This window comes from Paraglaciecola chathamensis S18K6 (assembly GCA_000314955.1).
GTDB classification, from domain to species: domain Bacteria; phylum Pseudomonadota; class Gammaproteobacteria; order Enterobacterales; family Alteromonadaceae; genus Paraglaciecola; species Paraglaciecola chathamensis.
Window position 1 is genome coordinate 181783 of record BAEM01000007.1, and the last position, 16078, is coordinate 197860.

Genomic DNA, 16078 nt, shown 5'->3' on the forward strand with positions numbered 1-16078 from the left:
TAGTTCAGAGTTGTTCTAAGCAGCGGTTATTTTACTCACCGTTTAGCGAAAGCTAGTCGTCGGATTTTAAACGCACATAGGTTTTGTATTTTTTCTTTAGCAATTTATCGATGTAGCGGGTTAATTTTATTTTGTGGCTAATGGCATCGTCGAGGGCGTCCGTGAGCTCAGTTAACATTGCTTTGTAATAGGTCACATCTTTTAAAACGTTAGGCGCAGCCTCTCCTGTAGCGTTCGTCGCTGCGGCTGGTTGTACATCTCCCGAGGCTTGTGTTTCTTGGTCATCTGCTACCTTGTTATCAGGTAAAAACATCTCGTCGGCCACTTCTTTGACAACGGCTTCAACAGCGGTTTCATCAAAACTTTCAAGCTCTTCGAGAAATCCATACAGTAAAATACGGTCCATTAGGGTGTTGATTTTGCGCGGTACGCCGCGGGTAAAAACGAATATCTTGTCGTACGCATCGCTTGAGAAAAGCGTATTACCTTCGTAACCCGCATGTTGCATTCGATACTCTATATACGCTTGGCATTCGTCCTCAGTTAGCGGTGACAAATGACAAGAGGCCACGATACGCTGCCGAAACTGCTCCATATTCGGTGCCCGTAATATAGGTTGCAGCTCTTCTTGGCCGAGTAAAAAGCTTTGTAGTAATGGCTTGCCGTTTTTTTGATAATTCGACAGCATGCGCAATTCTTCAATGGTTTCTAGAGGTAAGTTCTGTGCTTCGTCCACCAGCAATAAGGCGCGTTTACCCTGTTGGTGCAACTGTGTAAGAAATAGCTCTAAATCGCCGAGAATATCTGATTTGGTACTGCCTTTCACCGGAATTTCAAACTTACTGGCGACCATTTTCACCAGCTCATCAGGGGTAAGTTTTGGCGTAACAATTTGCGCCGCAACGATGCCGGCTTCCATGGCATCCAGTAAACTATTGGCAATGGTGGTTTTACCCGTGCCAATATCACCTGTGATAACAATAAACCCTTCAGCCTGAGACAGCCCGTATTGTAAGTAAGACATGGCTCGCTTGTGCCATTTACTGGCAAAGAAAAAGCTCGGATCTGGTGTCAGTTGAAAAGGTTTAGAGTTAAGTCCGTAATAATTTTCGTACATAAAAGCGTTGGGTCCGTTGGGCGAATTGCTCAAGCAAATTTGGCTCTAGCTTAAGCTATCAGGGTAAGTCTTAGCAACGTCTATGCAGATAAAGGCTTAGAAAGTTAACCTAAATCATTTAAAGCATTGCCTCATGCTGGGCTTTGCTCTTTATCAGCAAACTCATTCAATCGCCGACCGAGCACTGCTGCTCAATATTAATAAGCGACCCAGCGCGGCAATAAGCTACACCACATAATAATAAATCGAGAAAAAGTGGCAAATACACCCAGCGGTCACAAATACATGCCAAATCGGATGGGTGTAACGAATTTTCTTCGCCACATAAAAGATTACACCTACGCTGTAGCACAAGCCGCCCGCAATCAGTAACCAGAGCCCTTCACTGGGCAGTGACATATACAAAGGATAAATGAAAAACACCGCCAGCCAGCCCATCAATAAATAGGTTGCCACGGATATTTTCGGAAACCGCCCAGACGCTAAACATTTAAAGCCGACCCCAATTACCGCCAAGCCCCAAATCAGTGAAATACCAATTACCCCTACCCAGCCGCCCACGGCTAGCAACATAAAAGGTGTGTAGGTGCCAGCGATTAATAAGTAAATAGCACTGTGATCGATAATCTTAAGAACAGCCTTCACTTTTGGTGCAGAAAAGGCGTGGTAAAGCGTCGACGAAAGAAACATGGCGATCATAGAAGCGCCGTAAATAATCGACGCCACTTGCGCTAAGGTATCTGCTGCGCGGGAAAGTAAGAACACTAAACCGACAATCGACGCGACACAGCCTATCCCATGACTAAGTGCATTGAGCCATTCTTCAACTATTGTGTAGGGCTTTAAATGAATTGTGGGTGGTACTTGTTGCTGCATATGAGAACCTAAGCGTTAAATGACCAGACGATAGTAGTATTTCAGCGAACAGTTGTACACTGAAGAGTCTATTAGTCTCTTTTAGTTCAAATATCCCGGTGCTTGTGAAATTTAGGTTCACTGACCTTTCGTCCAAATGCGTGAACCTCTTTAAAATTAGGGCCTACAGGAAAGATTTGTCGTTTTTTGCATGAGTGAAGGTAATCGATCCTTAACGCTCTCCTAGAGCCTTAATTTATAGTAAGGTATCTAATTAAATTCAGATAATATGTAAAGCTGCTTTACTAAGTAAGCGGCTCTGGGGATAGAGAAATTTTATTATTTACGGCGAGAAGCCTTATCTCCTCCAATAAATACGGCTCTACCCTTAATCCCCAATTTGTATAGGTATTGCAAACAAATAGGAAAGTGTTCTTTTCATTGTCTTACTCAGATTATAATTTAAAGCCTAATTGTGTTGCTTGCTGGCCAGTGTCTTTATGCAGATTTTCAAGTGTGGAATTGTAATTACCAGACTTAATTATCGTTTCTATTTTTGAAGCTGCTTTTAAAATTAAATCAATTGAAACTTCAGAAGGTATCAGAGAATACTTACCAACATATTCAGCTAGATATTCTTCTGAATTGCTCCTGATTCCGAATCGCTTACAAACTACAAATGAGACAGACTCGGCCTCAAACTCTCTTTGGTCGATGCCTAAAAAGTTTCTGTCTGGTACGCCCTTGCACTGTCCCAAGTGACCACATAACCAATGTCCAAGTTCATGTATAACCGTTGCAAACTTTACAGCTATATCATGATTTTTATTTATTACTATCCGGTACTCTGACTGTTTATCTTTTCGTCTTGAAATAGAGCCAGCTAGGTTCTTATTTAAGTCTTCGTAGCTGACTTCGACACCTAATTTAACCAAATACACTGCCAATTTTTCAAGCTCTTCATAAGGTTGATATCCTTCAGCCCAGAAAGCTGAAAAGCATCGATTTGGTAGAGGCTCACCTTGCGTGTCGTTTATGTCAAACACCATTAATATTGGGTGAAATGGTGCCAGAATTATCATTGGTCTAGCATTAGGCTTTACTTTTCTATTGTGTTTTTTAGCCCAGTCGGTATGCGTTGCGATATATTCTGCATTTGGGTTTTGCGCATGAATTAGAGCAACGTTAAAAGCAGAGTAATTTTTGATTTTGGTAGTAAAATTAAGAAATTTTAAAAATCGCTTGGAGCCTTTATAGGTGGCGGTGAGGTTGATTAAAGAGTCAAATGTTTCCTTTAGTTCTTCATGCTTTATATGTACAAAACTTGAGTTTTGTTGTTCATATATAAGGTACTCATCTTCAATTTTTGAAATCATAGCGTCAGCTACAACATTAACGGTCTCTGATTCTATATTGAAGGTGCAATCAGTAAGAAAGTCATCAATTTCCATAACTGGCAATTCACATTCTGCCACTAAGTCTAATCGCGATGATACGTCATCAATACCTAGAGGCGAATTCCACCAAATACTGTAAAGTAAACTAGCTGGGTATTGAGTGATAATCGGGCGAAGGTTTGTTTTTAAGAGCGATAGTCTTTCGGCTTCATCTTGCTCCATGAAACGCGTTATCAAAGTTTCTTTATCTAACTCTTCACGCTTTTCTGACAAGCACAAACAAGCGGAAGCATCTTGGTCTAATATACGCCTTACTATGGTATCGATTAGTGATTTTGTCATGACTGTCCTTGGAAAATTAAGTCCCTGTTAATGCTCTTATTAAGACTTATTGGCTAAATTCCCCCATAAAAGGTATTCACAAAATCCTTGAACTTTTCAGTTAGTCTGGGGATAACTTGTTTACGCTGCAACACACTTGGTGGCTTTTCCATAGTGCTGACAATATCTTCACGCAGCGGATCTTGGTTGTTGTATATCATGCGCTCGACGACTTCTTTGAGCCTGTCTGGTACAAGGTTTTCTTCATCAGCTATTTGTTTAGTCGCGTTTTCTTTTTCAACTTCCCAATATGCTTCAAAGGCGTCGTCTACCTCTTCGGCAGATTTAACATTGGGCAAGTTTTCTTTAATAAACTTATCTATCAGCTCTTGCTTACTACGTAGGTTTGGATCACCACCAACGGTCTGCATTAACGCTTTGTACTGATACTGATACTCTTCTTCGTTGTCGGCTTTTTTCAGGTTGCTAATTAACTTCAGGATGTAGGTGACATTAACTTCATCCATTGCCAATAGCTCAAGCTCAAAATCGACCTCTTCGAGAATCGTGACCTTTTCTTTAGCATTGTTGGATTTTACCTTGTCATATAAATCGAGATATTTGCTTTTAAAGTCTTCGAACTCTTGCTCATCAATTCGTACATCTTGAAAAGAAAAATCAGCAAAAGTACTGAGTATATTTTTGAGCCGCATTAATTCTCTAAAAGCTTTAATAAACTCAAGTTCTTGTTCTTCATCGATTAACTGATCCACTTCGTCAGGATCAGAAGCAATCATCAACAAAGCGCCGAATGCTTTATTAAACAATTTAATAAAGTCCTCATAGGGTGGCATGATCACCGTATCTTTCGCATCCTTATTCGAAAACAGAGCTAAGGCTTCATCTGTGCGCTTTTTAAGGTTACGAAAGCATAAGATATTACCTTGTGACTTTTGTTCGTTAAGAATACGATTTGTGCGCGAATACGCCTGAATCAAACCATGATATTTAAGATTTTTGTCTACGTACAAGGTATTCAGAGTTTTACTGTCAAACCCGGTTAAAAACATATTCACTACTAACAGGATATCAATTTTACGTTCGCGCACTTTCTTAGATATGTCGTTGTAGTAGTTATAATACGACTCGCTGTCTTTTGTGGTGTAACTGCAACCAAACATTTTGTTGTAGTCACCAATAGATTGCTCTAATTTGTCGCGACTATGGCTATATACGGCACTTGCTTCAGCTACTTTACCCAGCTCGACTTCGCCTAAGCCATCGGCATCGGGGTCTTCCTCATTGGCAGCGTACGAAAATATAGTGGCTATGCGTAAATTGTGTTTACCTTCTGCTTTTTTCTTGGCAAACAACTCATAATATTTAATCAACGCTGGCACGCTGGATACACAAAACATCCCAGTAAACTCACGGCTGTGAGTTTTGCGATTATGCTGGGCAATAATGTAGTCGGTAATCTTATTTAACCGTCCCTCGGATTCCATCAACTCTTTGGTATCAATACCCTCTACATCAATATCTATTTCATTGGCTGAGTCTTTCTTTTTGTAGCACCCTACATACTCAACGTTGAACTTGAGTACGTTTTCATCTTTTATCGCATCCACAATGGTGTATTTGTGCAAAGGCTTATGGAATAAGTCACTGGTAGTGAACTTACGCGAAAATTTACTTACTGCGTTTTCTACAAATATGGGGGTTCCGGTAAAACCAAACATTTGGTGGCTGGTAAAAAATGCACTGATTTTTTGGTGGGTATCACCAAACTGACTGCGATGGCACTCATCAAAAATAAATATCACATTTTTGTCTTTGGCTGGCTCCATGCGTCTTGCAAATCGTTTGTGGCTAATCGCATTGTTAAGCTTTTGAATGGTCGTAACAATTAGCTTAGTGTTGCGTCTTTCATTAATTTTGTCAGCTGGGATGGGGGCATCAGTAAACTGATCAACTAACAGCTTGGTGTTGTCTGTGCTATCAACACAACCTTTGGCAAAGCCGTTAAACTCTTTACTGGTTTGATAATCTAGGTCTTTGCGGTCAACCACAAACACCACTTTGTGAATTTGGTTATCGCCTGTTAATAGCTGCGCAGTTTTAAAAGATGTAAGGGTTTTACCCGACCCAGTTGTATGCCAAATATAACCATTAAGCTTGTCAATCGACTGCTCTTTTGCTTTTAACGCGTTTCGCTCTGCTACTCGCGCGATGATCGCCTCGGTGGCGTAAATTTGATAAGGACGCATCACCATCAACACGCGGTCGGTTTCGTTTAACACCACATACTTGGTGATCATCTCGGTTAAATGCTGCGGCGTTAAAAACTGCGCAGCAAACTGAGTTAATTCGGTAAAACGTTCGTTATGTGTATCAGCCCAATAAAAGGTTTGTTTAAAACTTTGTTTGCGGTTGTTGGCGTAATATTTAGTGTTTACACCATTAGAAATCACAAACATTTGCACGTATTGAAACAAGCCATCTTCAGCCCAGTATGAGTGGCGCTGATAACGGTTAACTTGGTTAAAGGCTTCTTTTAACTCAAGACCACGGCGTTTAAGTTCTATTTGTACCAGCGGTAGGCCATTTACCAAAATGGTCACGTCGTATCGGTTTTTATAACGCCCTTCAACGGTTACCTGTTGGGTTACCTGAAAGTGGTTTTTATTAAAATCATCGTCTAAAAAGCGAATATAACCTGTTGTGCCATCATTTTTATTAATTTGCAGTCGGTCACGTAATATTTTGGCTTTATCAAATACGTTTCCTTTGCTCAGCGCATTGCGTATTTGCTTTAGCTCGCTGTCACTGATGTCAAATCCATTTAACTTACTAAGCTGCTGCTTAAGATTGGCTCTAAGGGCATTTACGTCAGTAATAGTAACAACTTCAAACCCGCTCATGCCATTAGCGCCATTACTGAGCTGCTTTACCAGATTATTTTCTAATTCTTGTTCCGACTGATAGGCCACATTCACTCCCTGTTTGGCTATGCGTTAAACAAACATCTGCTGAAGCAGACCTTTTTTGAAGGTTTGGGTTAGCTCGATTTTTTTACTCACAGCATCAATTTTGGTATCCAGTGCATCCAAGAAGTCTGCTATTTTCTCTTGCTCTTCTATTGAAGGTAATTCCCACTTTAGCTTCAAAAACTCAGATTTACTAAGCACTCTATTGCGACCTGCGCCTCCGGGCGAAATTAGATCTAGCAGATATTTAAACCTCTTTAGTTGAATAATGTGTTTAAAATATCTATGAGTTGCTTGGTCTTTTTTGAATAAATACGTTGGAAATCTGTGAGAGACAAGCCCACCATCATCTTCTTGACAAGCAATCGCTATTGCACCTTCCCAAGCAAATGTAATATTCAATACTAAATCATTAGGCCTAACAACATATAGCTTTTCCATTGCAATGTTATTTGGATCAGAATCCGGCTTCTGAAAAGTACCTTTCATGTGACTCCGAATACCTAGAGCTAAATATTTTTCATTTGGCTTTGGGATTTCTCTTATTTCAGGTGTCAAAACTTGACCCATAGACTTTTCCAGCCAATCAGGAAATGCATTACCGTTGTCATTTTTAAAGCGGATTTCTTGCTTGAAAAGCTTTTGCATAACGCCTTTTTTGTACTGCTGTAACAAGGCATGTTTTTCTTTTAGTAGGCTGATTTTTTTGTCTACAGAAGAGAGGAAGTCTGCGATTTTCTTTCTCTCAGCAATCACGCTTGGCTGAATTATATTTAAACTCTTTAACATCCCACCTGTGATCAAAGGCTGCCCTGATCCGAAGATAAATCTATTCAGATTAACACTTTGCAGTAGATAGAAATAAAAGTGAAACTCGTCCTCGTTATTTAACTCAATTACTAACGTATTATCTGTCACTCCAAATTTGCAGTTCACACAGTTTAATTGACCTGCATTTGCGCCAACTCTAGCGACTAAAATAAATTTGCCGTCATGCGTAAATTCGTTTGTATAACCAAGCTTTCCTGTTGAACCGTAAACAGGGAATTGGCCCACTTCTTTAATTTTACTTCTTCCTGAGGAGATCTTCATACATAGAGATTGGAATTTTACTTTCAACCATGAATCCGAAAAATCTTTAAATCTCAAATTTGAGGTAATTAGGTTCATTACACAACCGCCTGTATACCTAGTTCTTCACAAAACTTAGATATTTTATTATCTACAACGATAATGCTTTCGTTAACCTTTTTAATCCCACACGCGATATCTTCTAGAACGACTAGCTTTTCTGCCTCAAAAGTATCTACGTATCTTGGAATATTTAGGTTAAATTCGTTTTCTTCGGCAATTTCTTGAATCGGCGCAACATAAGCAAACTTATCGGCTTTTTCAGTCTCAAGTTGGTCGCGCTTTTCCACAGCCTCTAAAATGGCTGCTAAGTCTTCATCACGTAGATAGTTTTGGTTAGTCGCTTTACCAAAGCTTTGGCTAGCATCGATGAACAATACATTGTCTTTTTGCTGACGATTTTTCTTCAACACCAAAATACAAGTAGGAATAGACGTTCCATAAAAAATATTAGCAGGCAGCCCTATCACTGCATCTAAGCAGTTCTTCTCTTGAATGAGGTGTTTACGAATATGACCTTCCGCTGCACCTCTAAATAGTACGCCGTGCGGCAAGACCACAGCCATAGTGCCATTATCGTCAAGCTGGTGCAGCATGTGTTGCACAAAGGCAAAGTCGGCCTTTGAGGCTGGTGCTAGCTTGCCATAATCCTGAAAACGTTCATCAGTTAAAAAACCATGGGCTGCACTCCACTTAGCTGAAAATGGCGGATTGGCTACTAATGCTTCAAAACGCTCATCTAAATGATGTGGCTGCTCTAGAGTGTCGTCTTGCTGAATGTTAAAACGGCGGTAATGCACACCGTGTAAAATCATGTTCATACGCGCTAAGTTGTAAGTGCTGGGGTTAGACTCTTGACCATAAAAACCGCCAACGTCTTTTACTTCTTTTGCTACGCGCAATAACAACGAACCCGAACCGCAGGTAGGGTCGTACACACTTTTCAACTTATCCTTACCTATGGTCACTAGCTTCGCTAAAAGCTTTGATACCATTGGTGGCGTGTAAAACTCGCCTGCTTTTTTACCTGCGCCTGAAGCAAACTGCCCAATCAAATATTCATAGGCATCGCCTAGTACATCAATTTCGGTTTCGTCGTGCAAAAAGTCAATATCGTCGAGATGGATCAATATTTTAGAAATCAGTTCGTTTTTAGCTTTTTCGGTTTTACCTAGCTTGTTTGAGGTTAAGTCTAAGTCGTCGAATAGGCCATTGAAGTCGTCCTCTGCCGCCGTACCCATGGTGCTTTGTTCAATGTGATTTAGCACCTCGGTTAACGCTTCCAATACAAATTCGCCACTCTCACCTTTTTTGGCCAGTACATGGAATAATTCGCTGGGCTTTAAAAAGTAACCTAAGTGGTCGATGGCCTCTTCTTTGATGGCATCAAGGTAATCTTTACCTTTCTCGCTGTTTTCGTCAATCGCATCGAATTTAATACCATCTTCTTTTAGCACTTCATCAGCGTATAAATCCATACGCTCAGACAAGTATTTGTAAAACACAAAACCTAATATGTAATCCCTAAACTCGTCGGCACTCATGTTACCGCGCAGCGCATTGGCAATATTCCAAAGTTGTTTTTCCAATGCTTTTTTGTGTTGCTCTACCATTCTTATTCTTAGTCCTTTTTGCTGGATTTAATCTTCACGTCTAATGACTTTAATTTTATTCACTACCAGTCGGTTTTATGACTGGCTCTAGGCGTTCTTTATCTGATGGTATCTCTTCGAGAATCATTGATGTCAGTTTTTCAGAAATTAACTTGGATAACTTCTTGAAAATTGAGGTAAATGTAACACCCCAAATTGCCCCTAAGAAGTGCATTGAAATAGTTATCAAAGAGGCTATTAGTAAAGCAATACTACTATTGCCGCCAATCAAAGATACTCCAATCAACGAGTAATAAGCGCCTAGCCCAAAGAAACTAATTAATACTATCGTAAAAAGTGCAGCTATCCATGATGCGACTTTTTCGATACCACTTTCAATACGAGATACTTTTGACGCAACTAGTTTTAGTTGTGCTTCGGAACGCTTGTGTTTGTCTTCAACGATTTTTACTGCTTTGCTCACTGCTTCTTGTTTAACCTGAGCATTTTTTTCGTTAACGCGATTAACGATTTCTAATACATTCTCATCAGAAAAGTCATCTCCGATCTCAACGGAATAATCGTTAACCTCTTTCAGTAAGTTTTTGTGATAACGGACTTGTTGAACCGTTTCATCACTAATAATTCCCTCAGTACTAAGTTTCTTAAAACGAAATAAAAAGTTTTCCCATACGGAATCAGCTTTATTTAAAGTTGAATATGCATGCGAAACTAGCGACTGAGTTGGTAAGTCACCGTAAGCGTCCTGATGTTTTAACCAAAATATAGTGGTCAACCAAGTTTCGGATATTACCACGGGTATACCAGTTCCAATGTCGTGAGATAAATAGCTGTTTGCGTACTTGATTAATGACGTATTAGGTGTAACAAAAACCGAAAATGTATCACTTAAGGATCTTACTGCCTTGCCTTTTCTGTAATTATGAACCCTCGAAATACAAATAACGTCATGCTCTATTCCATTTTTTGCTTGGCTTACAGCTTTATTTTTTTTCAGGTGCTCTTCTAAACCATTTTCATCACAGACATAATTGTGATCTAGATTAGCTCCGTATTTAACTTGAATACCGTTTTCTTTCAGCTCTGTCTCAATCAGTGCCTGCTTTGTCTCTAAACTTGCGGCGTCATGCCCTTTGCTGATTAAAAGGTGTAAAGTAGAAGGGTTAAAGTTATCAGTGTTACCTTTACGAAAGTCTCTTATCCACGCGTCAAACAGACTCTCAATCTCTCTCAATGTTCGATCAAAAATAAATATCTTAACCTCAAGCTTAGACAGTAAACTAATCAGTTCTTTCACAACTGTCTGTGAAAGATTCCCGCTAAACCCTAAATAAGCGATGATTAATGGTGTGTCTAAATATACGGATAAATTAGAGTATTTACGCTTCGCTAAACTTTCTGCTGTTTTGTCTGCAAAAAAAAGGTAGTTTGCTAACACTACTCCCTTTAGCAGTGTTTGTATCCCTTCCCAGTTGCGTGAGTTAGATTTTGAAACGGATGCTATATAGCTAGCAATTACATAAGCCTCATTTTTAATTGCGTGCTCTTTACGCTGCTTTGGTGACTTATGAGTTATTAATGAAGATACATTTTTCTCAATGAAATTGAGCAATAACCCTTCAGCTCGTTCTGGGCTAATCTGCTTGTCAAATTGTTCTTTTGCATAGCCTACGAGATCTGCAATAACAGAATCGATCGCTACTTGTAGCTTTTCCCTGTTGCTATCATATATTTCTCGGTACGGAGCTAAGGCTTTAGGCAGAGGTACATATAGATGATTTTCTAACCGGACTAGCCCTTTCTTTTTTGCTCTAACAAGAAGTACTTTTATAACCGCTTCAGGAGGTTTAAAACCAAATTTTTGCTTGAACTGTTTGGCAAGTGCAGCAGCGTTAAACGGAATTTCATCAATCTGTAGAATCGTATTTGCTAGAAATGGTATGTAGAGATCAATTTCATCTTTAAAATCATGAGCTTTTAACGACTCAAGTAATGCTAGATTAACTATTGCACTCATTGTCTATATTAGTCCTTTAATTATAACCCGGCGCTATTGCCAAATTATCGACTTTATTGAGAGTAAAACGGTTCTGTAGCCATAACTGATATTCAGCCCCTTCAAGTATGCCTCGTTCGGTGCAATCAACATTCCAACGCCTTAGTAGATATCCTGCCATTGCCGCCCTAACATTGATCAAAAGTTGGCTATTTTCCATGCCGTAATCCATTTCAATGGCGGTAGCATGTTTTACATTTTTGGGATGCGGCACGAGTTGCAGAGGGATTAGGCGCTGCCATGCGTCATCTGCTGGTGCTTGCTCGCTCTCTTTCCCTGCTTCTTTTAACGTCACTTTACTAATGCGCGTTAACACAAAATCGCGAAAGCTTTGGCTTTTGCGATCAAACGCTCGTACATGCCAACGTAATCCATTATCAACGATAGAATGCGGCACTAACTCTCGTGAGCCAGAGCCACTCGATAACGAAGTATAAATAACACTTACCGCTTTATTATTTAAGATGGCCTGTACCAATCTAGCTACGATAAAAATATCAGGCACATTCAAGCTTGATGGAGCTTCAACTGGAAAGTGAAGGTCACCAATTGCATCAAAACCATCAGAAATATCATTGGCTAATTTTACTAAGGTACGTTGAGCGTCGTGTTCAAATACTGGTTTAAATTGCTCAGTTAGAAAATAGCGTTTTTGTTTAGTGTCGTAGTGTAGATTGTTGGGCGCTAGATCTTTATATATCGTCAAATCACGAGATGCAGCTGACAGCCCTACTTCGAAGCGATTGATTAAATCTTGTCTAAAGATTGCGCCCTTAAACATGAGGGAGAAGTCTATATATGCAAGACGCTGTTTTTGTGCAAACCCAAGTTTCTCAAGCATTTTTAAATTATTTAAGCGTATGATGACACCAGTGTGGTTTATTTTAATACGGTTGTAAAGTAGTCATAATAACTTAATTTTAAGTTATCTTCGTTCTAACCATTTAGCGTGACGAAAAATTAATGCTCCTTCACCAGTTTTAGAGGTGCTTTCCGCGTTTTTAAACGAACAATGTAGCGTAAAACCAGCTCAGTCGATAAATGATCGTTATTTGTATATAGATGGTGGTCTAAATGCAGGATTTAAAAACCGAAAATTGATCATCCATAATGTTTGTTAAGTTTTAAGTAATGTGGAATTATTCCGATGAGTCATCCGATTTAGCGGGAATGACAGAGAATAAGGAGTTATTTTTGAGTCGAATATCACTAGAGCCGATGCACTGGTATGCAGCAGAATTCATTGCAGAAGAGTTTGGTGATGATCTCAGGTCTTACTCCCCAATTAAAATAATTGCAGTGACGCCAAAAGGAGGTCGTATATTTCAATTAGACTTCTACCATGCTAATTACTCCGCTGGCGTTCAAAATAAAACTTATAAGCTTCAAATGTTAGAACGAAACAAGAATTTCATTCTTGCATTATCACTTAGCCAACCTATTAGATTAATCCTTATATACAAAATAACTTGTGATTGGCTGAACCAACATTTCAAGTTGCAGGTACGTAACGGAGATGATGTTCAGATATGGCTTGATAAAAATGTTTAACCCTGTCTTCCACGTAAATTCTAACCCTCCACACACTAAGTATCATAATCAATTAAGGTTAAACTGTGTCAAAAGCAAAAGCATTAGAGATAAGAAAGCACTGGGAAGAAAATGGCACCAAGCAACTTAAAATGAGTAAACGCCCCTCGTGTGATTTGTCTGATGGGGTTCTAAAGTCTGATTTTGAATTAGCCCAAAATATACAAAAAAGAATGTCTCATCTAGCGGAAGTTCTCGCGCTTCTCCATAAAATATACTTTGAGAACACTGAGCTTTATGGTGATAAATTTCTCGCATTTGTTGGCAATGAAGTTGTTAGGGAGTGGCCATGGAAAGATTTTCCTTTTATCTCAGAGAAAGCGCTTGAATTACTAGAACAAAGTGAGAACTACAAAGACATTTCAGGCAAATTACCCTTCGAAGTTAAAGACAAAAATACGAGGGAAGCGTTCAAAAGCCTTCGATACGAACACTGGACACCAATATCTTTTTTCAGAGACGTTTTTCACTCACATGAGCCAATAGATAAGTCCACTTATTATCACCTTTTAGTTAGTTTTTATCGCGTTGTGTGGATCACTCAAGAAGAAGATAGTCAGCTAAATAAAATGCATCGTAGCTGGAGACCAAGCAACACTTACGAGCAACTCGGAATAAAAATCGTTTCTCATGACGTCTGGGCAGCAATAAACAAAGAAAAAACCTAACATTTACTCTATTGATCTATGGCTAATTTCATCCCACGATAACTTCATAACTAAGTACCATTAAAACAATTACTTTATAACTACTTAGCACCTATTGTAATTTTCACTTGCCTCTTCGACCTATTGATTACTTATACTTTTTTTGTTATTAAACAGATAGTTATTGATTTTTCACCCTTGAAAAACCTGTGTACTTCGCCTATTTTTTAATCAAGCACCTTACATCTCTCTGTACAGTACCAAGCTAAACCTATTACCTTGCTTTGAGTAAATTATTCGATTCAGATAATGACGGAATCACCTATGAACGCAGAAAATACGACGACAACCAAGAGCAAAAACATAAACCTAAAAATTGTTCAAAAAGTCATCGAGTTGACCACGAATAAAGGTTATCCGTTGAAGGACAAAAATCTAAACGGTTTTGCCCAAGCGTTCGATAAAGATGAACTAAGTATCGTATACACAACGCCATTCTCAGGCGCTGAAATCCTTCCCGGCCAAAAAGCTTACATGGTAGATATTTGGTATCAACACAAGAAGGTATACAGCTTAGACTTTCAAAATATCGAAGCGTTGTCAGGTTGTCATAGAAGACCTAAAGGTCTTTGGCTGGACAAGCTTATGGAGCTAAAATTATGAAAAAAAACGTAGATACACCCATCGATATTTTAGAACTTTCTTATGTTATTGAACGCGATTCTCAGAGTGGGGATTTAGCTCGTACCCTCCTTCAACAGGGGCACACACTATACGAACCCGACCCAAAATTCCCAAGGGGATTGAGACGACATTTACCATCAGGAAATATTGAACTTGGCTACTGGCAAGATGGCAAATTTATCGTGGCAGAAATCAAGCCCGAACGTGAATCTGACAAATAGATTACTAAATTTAACTACTATGCCTTACTGCCACCAATATCTAAAAGCAAATGGCTCTGAACATCTGTTCAGCACTGTTCAGTTGCTATCAAAAGAACAGTTTAACGCTCGTGACGCTTATCCACTCGATAATCCCAATCACTTCAATATTGATAATTCTATGAACAATGTGCGGGCGATAACGGATACCAAAAATCTATCTATACGATTATTTTGTCGATATGCAAAAGATGTCGGGAGATTCAATCATCGAGTCATCAAATTCGCGGAGCGTCATTCAGATATTTGTGACGTGTTTGATGAGGGAGAGACTGGAGAAGAGTCTATTACGTTTAATATTTCTTGGAAGTAGCCGCTAAATTTTTACTAGACAACGCAGTGTTTGATGTATCTGTAAGTGATGGAGACTCGTTAATAAATAGCAAAGGAAAATTATGAGTACTAAAGAATGGTTTTATTGTCCAACCGAATCTAGCGTGGGTGGCTATCAGGAGATGAGTTTCGATGATGAGAATCAAAACCCGGTTCTGATTCAGATTGATAATCCAGAGGAATATCAAGTATTTAAAAGTGAACAATTTCATCAAGTCCAGATAGCCATCGATGCAAAAGTGTTCGATAGCCTAGCGATTGCTTGGTGCAAAAAAAGAAAGTTACACGGGGCTTTGGGTGGCCCGGACAGCGAATATTAACAAGGCTAAAACTATCAACAATACAAACATTAGTTCACCATACGTTCCATTTTGGAACGTATGGTGGACGACTTGAAGTCGTCTGAGTGCTATTTTCTGCCGTTCAAGTTTTGAAATTTGAACGGCAGTTGTGTACGTTAAGCGGTCATTGGCACATTGACAATAGAGCAGCGACAAAGAGCGATCACCAGTCGTTCGACCTACCTCAGTCGAACGACTGCTTAGCCCAAAATTGCGGACGTAGCTATTTATTGTATATTGGTTACTTTATCGAATTTCAATTCGTCGAACCTGTAACCTTATGAAACCGTAGGCAAAGGTAAAACGATAAGACTTATAGATATCAGTATCACTCTTCAAGCAACTGCAATACCCCACATTCTTTAACTTTTCTATTATCTGTGCATGCCGAGGCCATCTCAGATAGGGTAAGCTTTAGCTCCTCAAGCTCTGCAATGCGATGCGTGACGTCAACCATATGTTGATGGATCAAATTGTTCACACTAGTACAACTTTTATTGGGATTATTTTTTGTATCCAACAGCTGTTTAATTTCTATTATGGTCAAATCTAATGAGCGACATTGTTTAATAAATCGCAGTGCCCTCAACGATGAGGCGTCGTAAATTCTGTAGTTACCTTCACTGCGATTGCAAGCTTCAAACAACCCCTGTTTTTCATAAAAACGGATCGTTTGAATAGAACACCCACTTTTTTTTGATAGCTCACCTATTTTCATAAACGTGCCTTTGTGCTGTTGACCCTAT

14 protein-coding genes are annotated in these 16078 nt (G+C 39.3%); 5 read left to right on the forward strand and 9 right to left on the reverse strand.

Translation table 11 applies throughout. The features are described from left to right. Positions 1-52: 52 nt before the first annotated feature. The 8 genes from GCHA_RS02575 to GCHA_RS02610 all read right to left on the reverse strand — a co-directional run bounded on the left by GCHA_RS02575 (position 53) and on the right by GCHA_RS02610 (position 12318). Entirely contained in the window at positions 53-1117 is a 1065-nt protein-coding gene (locus GCHA_RS02575) for an XrtA/PEP-CTERM system-associated ATPase (protein WP_007984713.1), read from the reverse strand. A gap of 225 nt (positions 1118-1342) precedes the next feature. Next, positions 1343-1993, reverse strand: coding sequence for a PAQR family membrane homeostasis protein TrhA (trhA, locus tag GCHA_RS02580; protein WP_007984716.1), 651 nt, complete (start codon positions 1991-1993; stop codon positions 1343-1345). 434 nt (positions 1994-2427) lie between these two features. Continuing rightward, positions 2428-3711, reverse strand: a complete 1284-nt coding sequence (locus tag GCHA_RS02585; protein WP_007984718.1) for an ImmA/IrrE family metallo-endopeptidase — start codon at positions 3709-3711, stop codon at positions 2428-2430. A 53-nt stretch (positions 3712-3764) separates the two neighbouring features. Further along, positions 3765-6680: a type I restriction endonuclease subunit R gene (locus GCHA_RS02590; protein ID WP_007984720.1), complete on the reverse strand. Its 2916-nt coding sequence runs from the start codon at positions 6678-6680 to the stop codon at positions 3765-3767. A 24-nt stretch (positions 6681-6704) separates the two neighbouring features. Then, complete coding sequence (locus GCHA_RS02595) at positions 6705-7847, reverse strand: restriction endonuclease subunit S (RefSeq protein WP_039991978.1); 1143 nt, start codon at positions 7845-7847, stop codon at positions 6705-6707. Then, a complete protein-coding gene (locus GCHA_RS02600) occupies positions 7847-9421 on the reverse strand; it encodes a type I restriction-modification system subunit M (RefSeq protein ID WP_007984724.1) in 1575 nt (524 codons plus the stop codon). Before GCHA_RS02600 ends, GCHA_RS02595 begins: the two co-directional genes overlap by 1 nt. 55 nt (positions 9422-9476) lie before the next feature. Beyond that, on the reverse strand, positions 9477-11438 hold the full coding sequence (locus GCHA_RS02605) for a hypothetical protein (RefSeq protein ID WP_007984728.1): 1962 nt from the start codon (positions 11436-11438) through the stop codon (positions 9477-9479). A gap of 16 nt (positions 11439-11454) precedes the next feature. Then, positions 11455-12318, reverse strand: a complete 864-nt coding sequence (locus GCHA_RS02610) for a WYL domain-containing transcriptional regulator (protein ID WP_007984729.1) — start codon at positions 12316-12318, stop codon at positions 11455-11457. Positions 12319-12671: 353 nt separating this feature from the next. On the opposite strand from GCHA_RS02610, the gene GCHA_RS02615 reads away from it, so the two are divergent. From GCHA_RS02615 to GCHA_RS02640, 5 genes are all read left to right on the forward strand, one after another. After that, entirely contained in the window at positions 12672-13028 is a 357-nt protein-coding gene (locus GCHA_RS02615; RefSeq protein WP_153810698.1) for a hypothetical protein, read from the forward strand. A gap of 65 nt (positions 13029-13093) precedes the next feature. Beyond that, positions 13094-13735 carry a hypothetical protein gene (locus GCHA_RS02620; protein WP_007984730.1) on the forward strand — a complete coding sequence of 214 codons (642 nt, stop codon included), beginning with the start codon at positions 13094-13096 and terminating at the stop codon, positions 13733-13735. Between the two features lie 303 nt (positions 13736-14038). Beyond that, complete coding sequence (locus GCHA_RS02625) at positions 14039-14377, forward strand: hypothetical protein (RefSeq protein WP_007984731.1); 339 nt, start codon at positions 14039-14041, stop codon at positions 14375-14377. Further along, complete coding sequence (locus GCHA_RS02630; protein WP_007984732.1) at positions 14374-14619, forward strand: hypothetical protein; 246 nt, start codon at positions 14374-14376, stop codon at positions 14617-14619. Before GCHA_RS02625 ends, GCHA_RS02630 begins: the two co-directional genes overlap by 4 nt. Positions 14620-15053: 434 nt before the next feature. After that, positions 15054-15311 carry a hypothetical protein gene (locus GCHA_RS02640; RefSeq protein ID WP_007984734.1) on the forward strand — a complete coding sequence of 86 codons (258 nt, stop codon included), beginning with the start codon at positions 15054-15056 and terminating at the stop codon, positions 15309-15311. A 349-nt stretch (positions 15312-15660) separates the two neighbouring features. On the opposite strand, the gene cadR is transcribed toward GCHA_RS02640, so the two are convergent. Next, on the reverse strand, positions 15661-16050 hold the full coding sequence (cadR, locus tag GCHA_RS02645; RefSeq protein ID WP_007984736.1) for a Cd(II)/Pb(II)-responsive transcriptional regulator: 390 nt from the start codon (positions 16048-16050) through the stop codon (positions 15661-15663). Between the last annotated feature and the right edge of the window lie 28 nt (positions 16051-16078).

What these genes read in the sequence shown, in the direction of transcription:
- GCHA_RS02575 (WP_007984713.1), bottom strand. Translation starts at nt 1,117, where the DNA reads ATGTACGAAAATTATTACGGACTTAACTCTAAACCTTTTCAACTGACA.
- trhA (WP_007984716.1), bottom strand. Translation starts at nt 1,993, where the DNA reads ATGCAGCAACAAGTACCACCCACAATTCATTTAAAGCCCTACACAATA.
- GCHA_RS02585 (WP_007984718.1), bottom strand. Translation starts at nt 3,711, where the DNA reads ATGACAAAATCACTAATCGATACCATAGTAAGGCGTATATTAGACCAA.
- GCHA_RS02595 (WP_039991978.1), bottom strand. Translation starts at nt 7,847, where the DNA reads ATGAACCTAATTACCTCAAATTTGAGATTTAAAGATTTTTCGGATTCA.
- GCHA_RS02600 (WP_007984724.1), bottom strand. Translation starts at nt 9,421, where the DNA reads ATGGTAGAGCAACACAAAAAAGCATTGGAAAAACAACTTTGGAATATT.
- GCHA_RS02605 (WP_007984728.1), bottom strand. Translation starts at nt 11,438, where the DNA reads ATGAGTGCAATAGTTAATCTAGCATTACTTGAGTCGTTAAAAGCTCAT.
- GCHA_RS02610 (WP_007984729.1), bottom strand. Translation starts at nt 12,318, where the DNA reads ATGCTTGAGAAACTTGGGTTTGCACAAAAACAGCGTCTTGCATATATA.
- GCHA_RS02625 (WP_007984731.1), top strand. Translation starts at nt 14,039, where the DNA reads ATGAACGCAGAAAATACGACGACAACCAAGAGCAAAAACATAAACCTA.
- GCHA_RS02630 (WP_007984732.1), top strand. Translation starts at nt 14,374, where the DNA reads ATGAAAAAAAACGTAGATACACCCATCGATATTTTAGAACTTTCTTAT.
- GCHA_RS02640 (WP_007984734.1), top strand. Translation starts at nt 15,054, where the DNA reads ATGAGTACTAAAGAATGGTTTTATTGTCCAACCGAATCTAGCGTGGGT.
- cadR (WP_007984736.1), bottom strand. Translation starts at nt 16,050, where the DNA reads ATGAAAATAGGTGAGCTATCAAAAAAAAGTGGGTGTTCTATTCAAACG.